A 15,691-nucleotide genomic window follows, 5' to 3' on the forward strand; every position below is an offset into this window, starting at 1 on the left:
TGGTCCCTGCCGCATCGTATGGCGTGCGGCAGGGCCTGCAACGGATCATGCATCCGGAGGATCGAGGCTGACCAGTTCCGGCGTTACATAACTGAGCAGATTGTCCAGGTGCCAGGCGCCGTCGGCCACGAACAGGTCGCGCCCCAGGCCGCGCGCCAGCCGCTCCACGCCGAATCGCATGCCGCTGATCGAAGCTCCCGACAGGCCCATGCTGGGCGTCGCGCCGAAGGTGAAATTATGGATGTTCGCCAGCATCGTCGCCAGCGGATCGCGCGGATCGCGGGGCTGGAACTGATAGGCGTCGCCCAGATAGGCATGGGCCCCCAGCAGCGCGCTTTCCTCGCCGTCCGGCGGGGTGAAGCGGTCGCGCCACAGGGCGACCGACCCGGCGAAGGAGGCCAGTTCCGGACGCAGGTTCAGGTCGGTGGCGAAGCCGGTGCCGATGATGACGAAATCGAATCGCTTCTCGCCATCCGGGGTGCGGACGACGACTTCGTCGCCATCCATCTCCGCCCCGGTCCAGCCGCATCCGGTATGGTACGAGAAGGTCGGATGCCGGCGGCAGCGCCAGAACGTATCCTGCGGCGGTGGCTGGTTCAGTTCGTAGATATGGCGCATGAACTGCCAGCGCAGCGTATCCGGCAGCGACGGGAAATGGGCCAGGAAACCCGTGTTTTCCATCCAGCGGTACGGGTTGACCGACGGAATGACGCGCCGCCGCAGGCACAGCGCGACCGACGCCGCGCCCTGTTCCAAGGCGGTCGCGGCGTTGTCGAAGGCCGAGGCCCCGGCCCCCAGCACGCCGATCCGCTTGCCGCGCAGAGCCGCGAAATCGATGTCTTCGGACGTGTGGGCGAAGCGCTCGCGCGGCAGGTTCTCGCGGATGAAGGCCGGGACGTTCCACGCGCCGTTGCCTTCGATGCCGGTCGCCAGGACCAGCTTGCGGGCCAGATGATGATATTCCCGCCCGGCCGCGTCACGGAAGGTCAGGCGCAGCAGGCCGTCCACCCATTCCACATGCTCGAACGACCGGTCGTTTTCGACCGGCAGGCCCAGCGTGTCGCGATACCAGTCCAGATAGGCCTGCCAGTCGCCGCGGGGAATCTTGTCCAGGTCTTCCCACGCCTGCACGCCGTAGGTGGCTTCGTACCACGCGCGGGGCGTCAGGTTGGGAATGCCCAGGTCGGGACCGGTGACGTATTTCGGCGTCCGCAGGGTGATCATGCGGGCATAGGTGATCCACGGCCCCTCGCCGCCGCGCGCCGCGCGATCGAAGATACGGACATTCGTGATATTGCCGCGCTGCAGGGCGAACGCGGTGGCCAGTCCGCCCTGCCCGGCGCCGATGATGGCGACGTCCAGCACCGGTTCACCGTTGCGCGAAAAATTCGGCGTCCAGTCGTGACGGGGGTAGCCGATAACGGCCAGGTCGCGTCGGACCGCGGCGGTCAGCGCCGCAAGCCCCTCTTCTGATGGAAGAGCACTGCTGTCGGCGGCCATCCTCGGCTCCTTCTGTCGATATTGATCCGGTAGGCATGCCACGTGCCGGGCGGATGGTCCGTGTCCCCCGACACGGACCGAGTTCCCCAACTCGCACCATCCCGGAACCGAAACTAACCGGATCGCCCGGTGTTTCGTCCAGTATAATAAAAAGACCAATCCGTTGCTGAAACAGGAACGGATAGAGCCACTTACATCGCCTGCAGCGTTGCCCGTATTTCGGCGATCAGCCGTTCAAGCGCGGGCGGCAGCCAGCGGGCATCGCGGACATAGACGCCCAGGTCGGTCACGGCACGCGGATCGGCCAGCGGCACATGGACCAGGGCGCCGCGCTGGATGTCGAATTCCAGCGCCAGCCGGGACTGGAACGCCAGCCCCGCCCCGGCCGCCACCATGCGGTTGGTCAGTTCGATGGACCCGGTTTCCAGCACCACGTCCAGCCGGTCGCGCCAGGGTCGCAGCATGGGTTCCATGACCCGGTGGAGCGACAGCGACCGGGTGGGCAGGATCAGCTTGTGGCCGATGCACTCCTCGATCCGCACGCGGCGCTGGCCGGCCAGCGCATGATTGGCGGGCATGATGACGCCGACCGGGAAATTCGCGACCGCGACCCGGCGCAGTTCATCCGGCGGGTCCAGCGAAAAGGCGATGCCCAGGTCGGTGGTGCCCCCGGACAGGGCCGCGATGATGGCGGCGGGCGAGCCGGTTTCCGCCTGCAACTGGACGTCCGGACAGGTTTCGGTCATGCGCGTCAGCAGGCGGGCCATCAGGTCGCCCGCGACGCCTTCGACCGCCATCAGGCTGACGCGTCCGCCGCGCATGCCGGCCAGGGCCGCGATCTGCTCGTCCGTGCGCACGGCGTCCTGCATGACGGTGATGATATGGCGGGCGACGATTTCGCCCACCGCCGTCAGCACCATGCCGCCCGGCAGCCGGTCGAACAGCGGCGACCCGATTTCGTCCTCCATCTGCGCGATCTGGCGCGTCAGGGCGGACGGGGTGACGTTCAGGCGGCGCGCGGCCTCGCGGATCGACCCGAAATCGCGCACCGCGTTGAAATACACGATGCAGCGCGCATGCAGCCGCAACATATGCGCGGTCCGGCCCGATGCCCTCATGCCGTGTACCTCATGCCGATCCCTTCCGCCCCGTTGCTCTCTTCCATTCCGGCATTGTCATGCAACAATCGTTCCACAATTTCGGCGGCGACCAGGGCGGCGATGATTTCGGGGCGCTTGTCGCGGATGCCGCGATCGCCGATCGGGCAGACCAGGGTCTCGATGCGGTCCTCGCCCAGGCCCAGGCTGCGAAAACCGGCCTCGAACCGCCGCCGCTTGGTCTTCGACCCGATCAGTCCGACATACCGGAAATCACCCCGTTCCAGCGCCGCGCCGACGATCAGCGCATCCAGCGCGTGGCTGGGCGTCAGCACCAGGGCGCCGGCGCCGGGCGGGGCGGCGGCAATGGCGCTTTCCCAGTCGGCGGTGACGCGGATTTCGACACTATCGGGGACCGTGCCGAATTCGGCGGCACGCGGATCGATCCAGACCAGGCGCAGCGGCAGCGGGGCCAGCGCGCGGGCCAGCGCCCGCCCGACATGCCCGGCGCCGAACAGCAGCAGCACCGGCCGCGCCGCGCGCGCGGCCAGCCCGTCGCGCACCAGCGCATCCAGCAGCGCGTCGTCCGCGCGTTCGATCCGCACCCGCACCACCCCGCCGCAGCACTGGCCGATTTCGGGGCCGAGCGGCACGTCATGTTCCCCGGCCTGACCCTGTCCGGCCAGCAGGGCCCGCGCCCGGATCACGCTGTCCCATTCCAGATGGCCGCCGCCGATGGTCCCGGCCTGCGCGTCCGGTGTGACCAGCATGAACGACCCGGCCTCGCGCGGGGTGGACCCGCGGGCGGCGCGGATCGCGATCCGGGCGATGGGCTGCCCGGCGGGCCGCCAGAGATCAAGCGCGGCCAGGATCTCGTCCATCGCGGGACCGCTCAGCCGACGGGACAGGGTGCCGCGAGGCCGCGCATCCGCTCCGTCGTGCGCAGGATCGTCTCGGGCGTCGCGGGCGCGTCCAGCCGGGGACAGGTGCGGTAGCCATCGATGCTGGCCAGGGCGTCGGATATGGCGTGCAGGACCGCCACCCCATGCACGAAGGGCGGCTCCCCCACCGCCTTGGACCGGAAGATCGTGTCCTCGCGATTGGGGGCGTGGTCCAGCAGCTTCACCGTGAACCGGCGCGGCCGGTCGGAACAGGCCGGGACCTTGTAGGTGCTGGGGGCGTGGGTGCGCAGGCGGCCGGACGCGTCCCACACCAGTTCCTCGGTCGTCAGCCAGCCCGCGCCCTGGACGAATCCGCCCTCGATCTGGCCGATATCGATCGCCGGATTCAGCGATTGTCCGGCATCGTGCAGGATGTCCACCTGTTCGATCCGCGTCTCGCCGGTCAGCAGGTCGATCGCGACCTCGGCGCAGGCGGCGCCATAGGCGAAATAGAAGAACGGCCGCCCCCGCCCGGTCTCGGCGTTCCACGAGATTTTCGGCGTCTTGTAGAACCCGCTGGAGGACATCGACACCCGGGCGAAATAGGCGGCGCGGGTCAGGTCCGGGAACGGCACCACGGTCGCGCCGACATGCACGCCATCCGGCAGGAACCGGACCTGGGCGGCATCCACGCCCCAATGGCCGGCCGCGAATTCCACCAGCCGATCCTTGATCCGGCGCACCGCGTCCAGCACCGCCATGCCGTTCAGGTCGGCGCCGGACGAGGCCGCGGTGGCGGATGTGTTGGGCACCTTGCCGGTCGTCGTCGCGGTGATGCGGACGCGGTCGGCCGGCAGGCCGAATTCGCGCATGGCGATCTGCACCATCTTGGTGTGCAGCCCCTGCCCCATTTCGGTCCCGCCGTGATTCACCTGCACCGACCCATCGGTATAGACATGCACCAGCGCGCCGGCCTGGTTGTAATGCGTGGCGGTGAAGGAAATGCCGAACTTGACCGGCGTCAGCGCGATGCCGCGCCTGATATGCGGGCTGCCCTCATTGGCGGCGCGCAGGGCGGCGCGGCGCGCGCGATAGGCGCAGTCATCGGCCAGCTTCGCCATGATGTCGGCCGAAATCGAATCCTCGACCGTCATGTGATAGGGCGTCAGGTCGCGCGTGCCGGTGCCGTAGACGTTGCGCAGGCGGACATCCAGCGGGTCCAGACCGGTCGCGAACGCGATTTCCTCGATCACGCGTTCCGCCGCGACGATGCCCTGCGGACCGCCGAAACCGCGATAGGCGGTATTGGACTGGGTGTTGGTCTTCAGCGGTTCCGACCGCAGCCGGACATCGGGGTAGTAATAGGCGTTGTCGGCATGGAACAGCGCGCGGTCGGTCACCGGGCCGGACAGGTCGGCCGACCAGCCGCAGCGGGCCGCCAGCACCATGTCCACGGCCCGGATGCGGCCGTCATCGTCGAATCCGACATCGTAATCAACCACGAAATCATGCCGCTTGCCGGTCATCATCATGTCGTCGTCGCGGTCCAGCCGGATCTTGGCCGCCCGCCCCGTCAGTTCCGCCGCCAGCGCCGCCAGGCAGGCCGGGGTGTTGGCCTGGGTTTCCTTGCCGCCGAAACCGCCGCCCATGCGGCGGATTTCCGTCGTCACCAGATTGCTGGGCCGGTCCAGCACATGGGCCACCATATGCTGGGTTTCGGTCGGATGCTGGGTGGAGGACCAGACCCGCATCTCGCCCTCCTCGCCAGGCTGGGCCATGGCCGCCTGGCCTTCCAGGTAGAAATGCTCCTGCCCACCCATGGTGATGCGCCCCGCCACGCGGCGGGGCGACGCGGCCAGGCCGGACGGGGCATCGCCGCGCTGCATGGTCAGGGGCCGCCAGACCATGGCGCCACCCGCCGCGCGGGCCTGCGCGATGTCCAGGATGGCGGGCAGGTCCTCGTACTCGATCCGCGCCAGCCTGGCCGCGTGCCGGGCCTGCAGGCGGGTTTCGGCCACCACGGCGAAGATCGGCTGGCCGTAATAGGACACCAGGTCCGTCGCGAGCAGCGGTTCGTCATTGCGGCCCACCGGGCTGACCTGGTTGTGGCCGGGAATATCCGCCGCCGTCAGCACCCGCACGACCCCGGGGGCGGCACGGACGGCATCGAGGTCCATCGAGACGATCCGGGCATGCGCCCGCGTGCTCAGTCCCGGCACGACATGCAGCAGTCCCTTCGGTTCGGGCATGTCGTCGATATAGGCGGCGGCGCCGGCAACATGCATCGCCGCACTTTCGTGCCGCAGGCTGTGCGACGCGCCGCCCGTCACGACGGTGCCGGGAACGGCGTCAGGAAGGGCGCCAGAAATGGGGGCCGATATCGTATCACGCATGGATCGCGGCCTCGCTCCGTCCGGCCAGCCGGGTTTCGGGCCGACGCGCGCCGGGGGCGGTCTCGGCGAACAGCCGGGTCAGCAGGTTGGCCGCGACCGTGCGGCGGTACCAGTCGCTGGCCCGCATGTCGGAAATCGGCGCGAAATCGGTAGCGATGGCGGCCCGCGCGGCCTGCAGCGTCGCCTCGGACCACGGATGGCCGCGCAGGGCTTCCTCGGTCGCGCGGGCCCGCTTGGGGGTCGCCGCCATGCCGCCGAAGGCGATGCGGGCGTCGGTGATGGTGCCCGCATCGTCCAGCGTCAGCGCGAAAGCGCCCAGCAGGGCCGAGATATCCTGGTCGAACCGCTTGGAGACCTTGTAGGCCCGGAAAACCTGTCCCTGGCGCAGGGCGGGAATGGTCACGCCCTCGACGAATTCGCCGGGTTGGCGGTCCTGCTGGCCATAGGCGAGGAAATAATCCTCCAGCGGCATGTTTCGCCGCACATCGCCCCGGCGCAGGTGCAGCGTCGCCCCCGCCGCGATGAAGACCGGCGGCCCGTCCCCGATCGGCGAGCCGTTGGCGATGTTGCCGCAGACCGTCCCGGCGTTGCGCACCTGGGTCGAGCCGATCCGCCGCACGATTTCACCCGCGTCCGGCAGCAGGCCGGCCAGGGCGTCGCGCGCGTCCTCGTATGTGACGGCCGCGCCGATCCGCAGCCCGTCCGCCGTGCGGTCCAGCCGCTTCAGGTCGGGGACCTGGCCGATGGCGACGACATGCGGCAAGGTGCGCAGCCCCTTGGTGACCCACAGCCCGACATCCGTGGCCCCGGCCACGATCGTGGCCTCGGGATCGGCCAGCAGGGTGGCGGCCAGCGCGTCGGCGTCGGCGGGAATGGTCAGCCGGCCCGCTGGACCCGAGACGTGTACCGTCTGGCCGTCCCGCAGGGCCGACAGACGGTCGGCGATCGCCGCGGCCTGCGCGTCGAACCGGTCGGAACCCGCCGCCATCGCCTGTTTCATGGCGCGGACGATCGGGGCGTAGCCGGTACAGCGGCACAGATTGCCGGCCAGCGCGTCGTCGATCGGCCCGTCCTCGGCCACCGCGCCCGGTTGCTTGCGGTAGGCGACCATCGACATGACGAATCCCGGCGTGCAGAACCCGCATTGCGATCCGTGCAGGTCCACCATCGCCTGCTGCACCGGATGCAGCGTGCCGTCCGACGCGCGCAGATCCTCCACCGTGAAAAGCTGCGCGCCATCCAGCATGGACACGAACTGGATGCAGGCATTCACCGCCCGCCAGGCCAGGCGCGGGGCATCGGGGGGGCCGCCGTCCAGCCGCGCCACCAGCACGGTGCAGGCCCCGCAATCGCCCTCGTTGCAGCCTTCCTTGGTGCCGGTCCGGCCGCGCTGCTCGCGCAGCCAGTCCAGGACCGTCAGGGTCGGGGAAAAGCCCGACAGGTCGTAAAGCGTGTCGCCCAGGTAAAAGCGGATATGGTCGCGCATCGTTCGGTTCCGTAACGCTGCGGCCGCCCTGTCCCCCTCAGGGCAGGCGACCGGAACTCAGATCAGGCCCGCCTCCCCCGAGACCGGCCCGACTGCCCAGTCTAGGCGTCAAAATCCGAAGGGCAAGGAATGTCTCTTCACCGCCCGGCCGCAACGGCGTTCCGCCTGGCCTGGGCCGCCATGTCGGGGGCGAAGCAGGGCCGTTCGACGTAACGGCCGGCACCGCGCACCGTGCGCAGGTCGCCATCCGACCACACCACCCGGCCCCCGCTGATCGTATGACGCGCCAGGCCGGTCAGGGTCATGCCTTCATAGACATTGTAATCGACGTTCTGGTGATGGGTGGCGGCCGATACGGTACGGCTGGAATCGGCGTCCCACAGGACCAGGTCGGCATCGGCGCCCGGCGTGACGGTGCCCTTGCGGGGATGGATGTTGAAGATCTTCGCGGCATTGGCCGAGGTGACGGCCACGAATTCCTCCGGCGTCAGACGCCCGGTACGCACGCCGTGGTGCCACAGCACGCTCATCCGGTCCTCGATGCCCGGGGTGCCGTTCGGGATTTGAGAGAAATCGTCGCGCCCCTGCTGCTTCTGGCCGGCGCAGAAGCAGCAATGATCGGTCGCCGTCGTCTGCAACTGGCCCGAGGCCAGGCCCGCCCACAGGGCGTGCTGGTGATGTTTCGGGCGGAAAGGCGGGCTCATGACATGCCGGGCGGCGCCCAGCCAGTCCGGGTCGGCATAGACACCGTCATCGATCACCAGATGCTGGGCCAGCACTTCGCCATACACGCGCTGGCCACGGGCGCGGGCGGCGGCGATGGCGGCGGCGGCTTCCTCGGTCGAGACATGCACGATATAGACCGGCGCGCCCAGCAGGCCGGCAATGGCGATGACGCGCTGCGCGGCCTCGCCCTCGACCGCGGGCGGGCGGGACCGGGGATGGGCGGCGGGGCCGGTCACGCCGCGCGTCAGCAAATCCTGCTGCAGGTAGGCGACGGCGTCACCGTTTTCGGCATGCACGTTGCACAGCGCGCCCAGTTCCAGCGCGCGGCCGATCGAACGGAGCAGCACCCCGTCATCGACCATCAGCGCCCCCTTGTACGCCATGAAATGCTTGAAGGAATTGACCCCGCAATCCCGGGTCAGGATGCCCATCTCGTCATGCACCCGCTGGTCCCAATGCGTGACCGCGACATGGAACGAATAGTCCGAGACCGCCTTTTCGGCCTTGGCCCGCCAGTCCTTCCAGGCGCCCAGCAGCGATGTCCCCGGATCGGGAATCACGAAATCGATGATGGTCGTCGTGCCGCCCGCCACCCCGGCGGCGGTTCCGGTCTGGAAATCGTCGCTGGAGACCGATCCCATGAACGGCATTTCCATATGGGTGTGCGGGTCGATCCCGCCCGGCATGACCAGAAGCCCGCCGGCATCGAGGACGTCGCAGCCCACGGGCACGTCCAGCGCCGGCCCGACGGCGGCGATCCGCCCCGCGTCGTCGCACAGCACGTCCGCCCGCCGCGACCATTCCGCCGTCACGACCGTGCCACCACGCACCAGAAGCATCGCGATCCTCCATTCTGTGTCACAAGACGCGGGCGGGCATTCACGGTTTTGCGGCTTGCGCGCCGGGCGGATTGCCGAAAACGTAACGCTGGTGTCCTGCCTCCGAAATTAATATGTGAATTTCGGAGATCAGCAGGCCACTAAAATATTGATTTGGCTGGTGTCCAGCAGGAGGAACAGGATGAGCGGCACGGGTGGTCTTCGCAAGGGCGACAACATCACCGTGAATGGCGCGGCGTTATGGGACGACATCCTGCACACCGCCCGGTTCGGCGGCACGCCCAAGGGCGGGATCAGGCGCCTGACGCTGACCGAGGAAGACCGGCTGGTCCGCGCGTGGTTCGAGGCGGCCTGCCGGCAGGTCGGCTGCACCGTCACCCATGATTCGCTGGGCAACCAGTTCGCCCGCCGCCCGGGGCGCGACGACAGCCTGCCGCCGATCACGATCGGCAGCCATCTGGATACCCAGCCCACCGGCGGCAAGTTCGACGGGATCGTCGGCGTGCTGGGCGGCCTGGCCGTGCTGCGGGCGCTGCATGCGTCGGGCCACGAGACCCGGCATCCGATCGAACTGATCAACTGGACGAACGAGGAAGGGGCGCGCTTCGCCCCGGCCATGCTGGCCTCGGGCGTGTTCGCCGGCGTGTTCACCGAACAGGAAGCCCTGGACAAGACCGACCGCGCGGGAATCCGTTTCGAGGACGCGCTGGTCGGAATCGGCTATCGCGGCAGCGAGCCCTGCGGGCAGCATCCGGTGTCGGCCTATTTCGAACTGCATATCGAGCAGGGACCGATCCTGGAAGCCCAGCACAAGACGATCGGCATCGTGACCGGCGTGCAGGGCATACGGTGGTACGAAGTCACGCTGACCGGCCGCGATTCCCATGCCGGCAGCACGCCCATGACGATGCGCGCCGACGCCCTGCTGGCCGCCGCCCGGATGATCGAGGCGGTGAACCAGGTGGCCCTGGCCTTTGGTCCGGACGCGGTGGGCACGGTCGGCCTGATCGAAAGCCGCCCCAACAGCCGCAACGTGGTTCCGGGCGAGGTCTTCTTCACCATCGACCTGCGCCACCCGGACGACACGGTGGTGGTGCGAATGGAGGAGGCGATGCGGGCGAAGGTCGCGGCCATCGCCGCCGAATCCGGCGTCGGCCTGGCGCTGGACTGCGTGTGGGATTCCCCGGCGGTGCATTTCGATCCGGCGTGCATCGGCGCCGTCCGCCGGGCGGCGGAATCGTTCGGCTATCCGGCACGCGACATCGTATCGGGCGCGGGCCACGACGCGGCCTATCTGGCCCGGGTGACGCCGACCACCATGATCTTCGTCCCCTGCGCGGGCGGCCTGAGCCATAACGAGGCCGAAAGCGCCGAACCCGGCGACGTTACCGCCGGGGCGAACGTGCTGCTGCGGGCGGTGCTGGACGCCGATGCACGGCTGGATGCCTGATCGGGCAGTCGAAGAGGCCTCGAAGAATCATCTGTCCAGCGCGGCGTCCTTGTTCCATCCTCGTGACGATTTCGGAACCGTGACAGGGTTCTCTGTGCCAGGTTCTCTGTGCCAAGCGGTTCCCCATCATCGATCGCAGGAGCTTCGCGCGATGCCGCCGACCAATCACGACGCGTTCTGGATGCCGTTCACCGCCAACCGCCAGTTCCGCAAGACGCCGCGCATGCTGGTGGCGGCCGACGGCATGTATTACACCACCGACGACGGGCGAAAGGTGCTGGATGGCTGCGCCGGCCTGTGGTGCGTGAACGCGGGCCATAACCGCCCGCGCATCACCCAGGCGGTGCAGAAGACGATCGCGACGCTGGATTTCGCGCCGACCTTCCAGATGGGCCACCCGCTGGCCTTCGAGGCCGCGGACCGGATCGCGGCCCTGGCGCCCGGCGACCTGAACCATGTCTTCTTCTGCAATTCGGGCTCCGAGGCCATGGATTCGGCGCTGAAGATCGCCCTCGCCTATCACCGCGTGCGGGGCGAGGGCGCGCGCACGCGCCTGATCGGGCGCGAGCGCGGATATCACGGCGTGGGGTTCGGCGGCATTTCCGTGGGCGGCCTGTCCGGCAACCGCAAGCTGTACGGGTCGCTGCTGACCGGGGTCGACCACCTGCCGCACACGCTGGATATCGAACGGAACGCGTTCACCAGGGGGCTGCCCGCCCACGGCGCGGAACTGGCGGACAACCTGGAACGCATCGTCGCGCTGCATGACGCATCCACCATCGCCGCCGTGGTGGTCGAACCGATGGCCGGATCGACCGGCGTGCTGCCGCCGCCGGTCGGCTACCTGAAGCGCCTGCGCGAGATCTGCGACAAATACGGCATCCTGCTGATCTTCGACGAGGTCATCACCGGGTTCGGCCGCCTGGGCGGCACTCCCTTCGCGGCCGAGAAATTCGGCGTGCTGCCCGATATCCTGGCCTGCGCCAAGGGCGTGACCAACGGGACCATCCCCATGGGCGCCGCCATCGCGCGCGACCATGTGCACGCGGCGTTCATGACCGGGCCGGAAACCGGGATCGAACTGCCGCACGGCTATACCTATTCGGGCCACCCCGTGGCCTGCGCCGCCGCGATCGCGACCCTGGACACCTACGCCGAGGAGAACCTGTTCGAGCGCGCGGGCGACATCGCGCCCTATTTCGAGGAAGCGGTCCACGCGTTGCGCGGCCTGCCGCATGTCATCGACATCCGCAATGTGGGGCTGGTGGCCGGCATCGAACTGGCGTCCCGTCCCGGCGCGGTGGGCGCCAGGGCGTACGAGGTCTTCGACCGCGCGTTCCACAAGGGAATCCTGGTCCGCTACACCGGCGACGTGGTCGCCGTCTCGCCGCCGCTGATCATCGAAAAATCGCAGATCGACCAGGTGTTCGGCACCCTGGCCGACATCATCCACGCCGTCGAATAGCGCGGAACGCGAGGCCCGAATGACAGACACCCCGCCCCCTGCGACGGCCGCCGGCTACGATCCCGGCCTGTATAACGCGGACCTGGCCCCGGTTCCGGCCGAGCGGCGGGACTGGAGCTGGGTGAACATGGCCACGGTGTGGATGGGCATGGTCCACAACATCGTGGTGTACGAGGCCGCGTCGGGCCTGATGGCGCTGGGCCTGTCGGCCTGGGAATGCCTGGAGGTCGTGGCCGTCGCCTACATGGTGCTGTTCCTGGCCATGTGGTTCAACGCCCGTGCCGGCACGCGCTACGGCATTCCGTTCTGCGTGCTGATCCGCTCGGCCTTCGGGCCGTACGGCGCGCAGCTTCCGGTCGTGCTGCGCGGATTCTGCGCCATCTTCTGGTTTTCGGTGCAGGCCTATGCGGCGGCGCAGGCGGTGGATGCGGTGCTGTCCACCCTCAGCCCCGCCTGGGCGTCGATGACCCCGTCCCTGCTGGGCATGCAGGCGCGGATGTGGCTGGCCATGGCCATGGTCTGGGCGCTGCATGCCTGGATCGCCAGCCACGGCGTGCACCGGATCCGCAATTTCGAGCTTGTCGCCGGGCCGCTGGTCATCATCGTGGGCCTGCTGGCCACGATCTGGGGGCTGCGCGTCGGCCATGGGCTGGGGCCGCTGTTCGCGCAGCCGTCGCACCTGCATGGGGCGGCATTCTGGTCCACCTTCGCCATGGGGGTGACCGGCATGATCGGCATGTGGGCCACCTTCGCCGTCAATATTCCGGACCTGTCGCGGTTCGTACGCTCGGAACGCGACCAGGTGGTCGGCCAGGCGATCGGCCTGCCGATCACGGCGCTGGTCTTCACGCCGATGGGCATCATCACCACGTCGGCCACAATCATCTTGTTCGGCCACCCGATCTGGAACCCGGTGGACCTGCTTCTGGCGCTGAACCATCCTGTCGTGACCGTCCTGGGCGGGGCCACGCTGGTGCTGGCGACGCTGTCGGTCAACGTCGTCGCGAACATCATGCCCGCCTGCTACGACCTGGTGAACCTGATGCCCCGGCGGCTGGACTTCAACCGGGCGTCGCGGCTGGTCCTGGTGCTGGGCGTGTTCTTCATGCCCTGGCTGTGGTTCAACGAAGCCGCCGGCATCTATCGCGTGCTGGACCTGATCAGCGGCCTTCTGGGCCCGGTGACGGGGATCATGCTGGCCGATTTCTACATCGTGCGGCGGCAGGTGCTGGATGTACCGGCGCTGTACCGGCATGGCGGCCGGTACGACGGCCGAAACGGATGGAACGTCCCGGCCCTGGCCGCCTTCGCCGCCGGCGGCGCGGTGGCGTCGGCCGGCCACGTCGTGCCGGGTCTGGCCGGCCTGAATACGGTCGCGTGGTTCGTGGGCGTCGCCATCGGTGCCGGGCTCTATCTGGCGTTGTCGCCCCGCCGGGATGCGCACCCGGCGGAAGACGCCGCAACGCTGTCAAACGCGTGACGCCGCCCAGTCAATTCGGGCCCGGTCAATCCGGCAGCATGGCCTGCTGGTAGGGTTGCTCCTGGATGGCGCGTCCGGGTTCGAAATGGCCGATCCGGCAGGCATGGTCCTGCAGTTCCTCGCCCTCCGCGCGGTCGCCCGACAGGGGTTTGACCATGTCGTCCAGCAGGATGAAACCCGGTCGGCCGCCCGGCCAGACGGTCCCCACCACCACCAGCGTATGTTCGCCCATTTCGCGCGCCGGGTCGGCCAGCGACGCCGCCAGGCGCCGGAACGGATAGGCGCCGTCCAGGCTGTTCCCGTCGATGCGCGTCGCGCGATAGGTATGGTCGTTCAATACCAGCCTGGTCCAGCCATGGCCGATCTGCGGCCGCGCCCAGTGCAGGGCCACACGGATGTTCGGGGCCAGGCAGTCGATATGGATGTGAAGCTGGTTCTGCGACCGGCCATATTGCGAATTGATCGCCAGCGCCATGGTCTCGCGCGGCATGGTATGGCCCAGCCGCGCCAGGGACCGGTCGACCTGGTGCCAGGCCGCGCCGAAATAATCCGGCGCCGCGGGGGACAGGATGGACGGGTCCTCGATCCCGGTGACGCGGTCGGTCGCGATGACCAGATATTGCGCCAGGCCACGCCGGTCCTTCAGCACCGCATAGCCGCGATCGGTATCGACGGCGGCACAGGGGGCGGGCGTGTTTTCGCCGACCTGATTGGGTACGCAGCGGTCATGGACGATGGACCACAGTACGTTCGGATCATTGTTCAGCCGTGCGGGACCGCTGGCCCTGGCCACCGTCAGCAGGATGCCCGCCGCCAGCATGGCCGGAACGGCGGCACCCAGAAGGACGCGCTTCATGCCGTGGCGGCCTCCTCGATCCGGGCGGGCAGCGACAGGGCGTCGGCCAGCCGGTCCAGGCGGCGGCGTACGCTCTCGCCCCGCACCACGCCACGGCCGGCCGACAGGTGCAGTGCCAGGCCCTGCTTCGACATGCCCACCCAGGTTCCGTCGAGCAGTTCCTCGGTCCCGCCGCAGACCGTATAGGCCAGGCGCAGCGCCAGCCCCAGCACCACCGCGCGCCCGTACTGTTCGGGCGGCAGCAGAAGCCGCGACGGCTGCAGGAACTCCTGCCCCAGTTCGGCCTCGTACCGCACGGCCAGGGTCAGGGCGACGAAGGCGCGGGCCGGGTGGTCGAACCCCACCCCCTGCATGCGCAGCACGCGCAGATAGGTCTGTTCAGCCCGATATTCCGGGTGATCGTACGAACCGATATCGGACATCAGGCAGGCGGCACGGCGCAAGCGGCGCATCGACGGGTCTTCGTCGGCGAACAGCGGCGCGGTCCATGTCATCAGCCGGTCGGGCAGGGTCTCGCTGCGTCCCAGGCGGGTACACATCTCATGCGCCACGGCTTCCTGCGGGTCCAGCGCCTTCACCGATGCGGCGACGCGGCGCATGTACCAGCCCTCGCGCAGGCCATCGACCGAAACCACCACGCAGGTCGGCTGGACGCGGCGGATCAGGCGGCGCAGCACGGTGGCGGCGAACGGAACGTCGTCCAGCCGCTTGCGCGGCGCGCCGGGCAGGCGTTCCAGCGTGCGGCGCGGCGTGCTGGCGGCCCAGTCGGCCATGTCCTTCGCGCCGTCGCCCGACATCGTGTAAAGATGCACGATATTCAGCGGGTAATTGGTGCGGGCGATCTGCAGCCGGGCCAGCGCGCGGAAGGCGCCGCCGACCAGGTAGAGCGGCCGCCCCTGCATGTCGTCCAGCCATCCGACCTGCGCGATGTCGGCATCCGCGATGGCACGCGCCTTCGCCAGATCGTTCTCGGACCGGTCGTTCAGCCGGATCACGCCCAGCCGCAGGGTGCAGGCATCCAGCTTCTGCCCGCCGGACAGGCGGATCAGTTCCAGCGAGCCGCCGCCGATATCGGCCACCAGCCCGTCGGCCTCCGGCAGGCCGCACAGCACGCCGGTGGCGGAATAATCGGCTTCTTCCTCGCCCGACAGGATGCGGATCGGCACGCCCGGCATCCGCGCGCGCAGGGTCTCGACGAATTCCCCCCCGTTGGAGGCATCGCGGACGGCCGCCGTGGCCAGGATTTCGAACGGATCGGCATCCATGCCCCGGGCAATGGCATAGAACCGGTCCATGACCTGTATGGCCGCGCCGACGCCTTCCTCGTTCAGGCGTCCGGTGGCGTTCAGCCCGCGCCCCAGGCGCAGCACGGCCTTTTCGTTGAAGATGGGAATCGGATTGCGGGTGATACCGTCGAAGACGACCAGCCGGACGGAATTCGACCCCAGATCGACGACAGCCGACCGGCGATGGGTGCTGCCGGCCCGGGTCATCGGGCCCCGCACGCGCGCGCGGCGG

General features: G+C 68.9%; 11 protein-coding genes. 3 read left to right on the plus strand and 8 right to left on the minus strand.

All coding sequences use genetic code 11. From position 1 onward, the window contains the following. Positions 1-45: 45 nt before the first annotated feature. The 6 genes from GDIA_RS01145 to hydA form a co-directional block, all read right to left on the minus strand. Positions 46-1,500: a SidA/IucD/PvdA family monooxygenase gene (locus tag GDIA_RS01145; protein ID WP_012225691.1), complete on the minus strand. Its 1,455-nt coding sequence runs from the start codon at positions 1,498-1,500 to the stop codon at positions 46-48. Positions 1,501-1,691: 191 nt separating this feature from the next. After that, a complete protein-coding gene (locus tag GDIA_RS01150; RefSeq protein ID WP_012225693.1) occupies positions 1,692-2,618 on the minus strand; it encodes a LysR family transcriptional regulator in 927 nt (308 codons plus the stop codon). Continuing rightward, positions 2,615-3,478 carry a xanthine dehydrogenase accessory protein XdhC gene (gene xdhC, locus GDIA_RS01155; protein WP_012553019.1) on the minus strand — a complete coding sequence of 288 codons (864 nt, stop codon included), beginning with the start codon at positions 3,476-3,478 and terminating at the stop codon, positions 2,615-2,617. The genes GDIA_RS01150 and xdhC overlap by 4 nt, the downstream gene beginning before the upstream one ends. 11 nt (positions 3,479-3,489) lie before the next feature. Continuing rightward, positions 3,490-5,871 carry a xanthine dehydrogenase molybdopterin binding subunit gene (xdhB, locus tag GDIA_RS01160; protein ID WP_012553020.1) on the minus strand — a complete coding sequence of 794 codons (2,382 nt, stop codon included), beginning with the start codon at positions 5,869-5,871 and terminating at the stop codon, positions 3,490-3,492. Next, positions 5,864-7,357 (minus strand): xanthine dehydrogenase small subunit, encoded by a 1,494-nt coding sequence (gene xdhA / locus GDIA_RS01165; protein WP_012553021.1) that lies wholly within the window; start codon positions 7,355-7,357, stop codon positions 5,864-5,866. The genes xdhB and xdhA overlap by 8 nt, the downstream gene beginning before the upstream one ends. 137 nt (positions 7,358-7,494) lie before the next feature. Next, a complete protein-coding gene (hydA, locus tag GDIA_RS01170; RefSeq protein ID WP_012553022.1) occupies positions 7,495-8,922 on the minus strand; it encodes a dihydropyrimidinase in 1,428 nt (475 codons plus the stop codon). A 181-nt stretch (positions 8,923-9,103) separates the two neighbouring features. Between hydA and GDIA_RS01175 the strand changes: the two genes are divergently transcribed. The 3 genes from GDIA_RS01175 to GDIA_RS01185 all read left to right on the plus strand — a co-directional run bounded on the left by GDIA_RS01175 (position 9,104) and on the right by GDIA_RS01185 (position 13,317). Continuing rightward, positions 9,104-10,372, plus strand: a complete 1,269-nt coding sequence (locus GDIA_RS01175; protein ID WP_012553023.1) for a M20 family metallo-hydrolase — start codon at positions 9,104-9,106, stop codon at positions 10,370-10,372. A gap of 151 nt (positions 10,373-10,523) precedes the next feature. After that, complete coding sequence (locus GDIA_RS01180) at positions 10,524-11,837, plus strand: omega-aminotransferase AptA (RefSeq protein WP_012225702.1); 1,314 nt, start codon at positions 10,524-10,526, stop codon at positions 11,835-11,837. A gap of 19 nt (positions 11,838-11,856) precedes the next feature. Then, the gene (locus tag GDIA_RS01185; protein WP_012553024.1) at positions 11,857-13,317 is read left to right on the plus strand and encodes an NCS1 family nucleobase:cation symporter-1; all 1,461 of its coding nucleotides are present in this window, start codon (positions 11,857-11,859) and stop codon (positions 13,315-13,317) included. A gap of 25 nt (positions 13,318-13,342) precedes the next feature. Here GDIA_RS01185 and GDIA_RS01190 read toward each other — a convergent pair whose 3' ends face one another. Beyond that, positions 13,343-14,173 (minus strand): CDP-diacylglycerol pyrophosphatase, encoded by an 831-nt coding sequence (locus GDIA_RS01190; RefSeq protein WP_012553025.1) that lies wholly within the window; start codon positions 14,171-14,173, stop codon positions 13,343-13,345. Then, positions 14,170-15,666, minus strand: coding sequence for a Ppx/GppA family phosphatase (locus GDIA_RS01195; RefSeq protein ID WP_012553026.1), 1,497 nt, complete (start codon positions 15,664-15,666; stop codon positions 14,170-14,172). The genes GDIA_RS01190 and GDIA_RS01195 overlap by 4 nt, the downstream gene beginning before the upstream one ends. Positions 15,667-15,691 lie beyond the last annotated feature (25 nt).

The sequence above is a fragment of the Gluconacetobacter diazotrophicus PA1 5 genome (genome assembly GCF_000021325.1).
Classification (GTDB): Bacteria; Pseudomonadota; Alphaproteobacteria; order Acetobacterales; family Acetobacteraceae; genus Gluconacetobacter; species Gluconacetobacter diazotrophicus.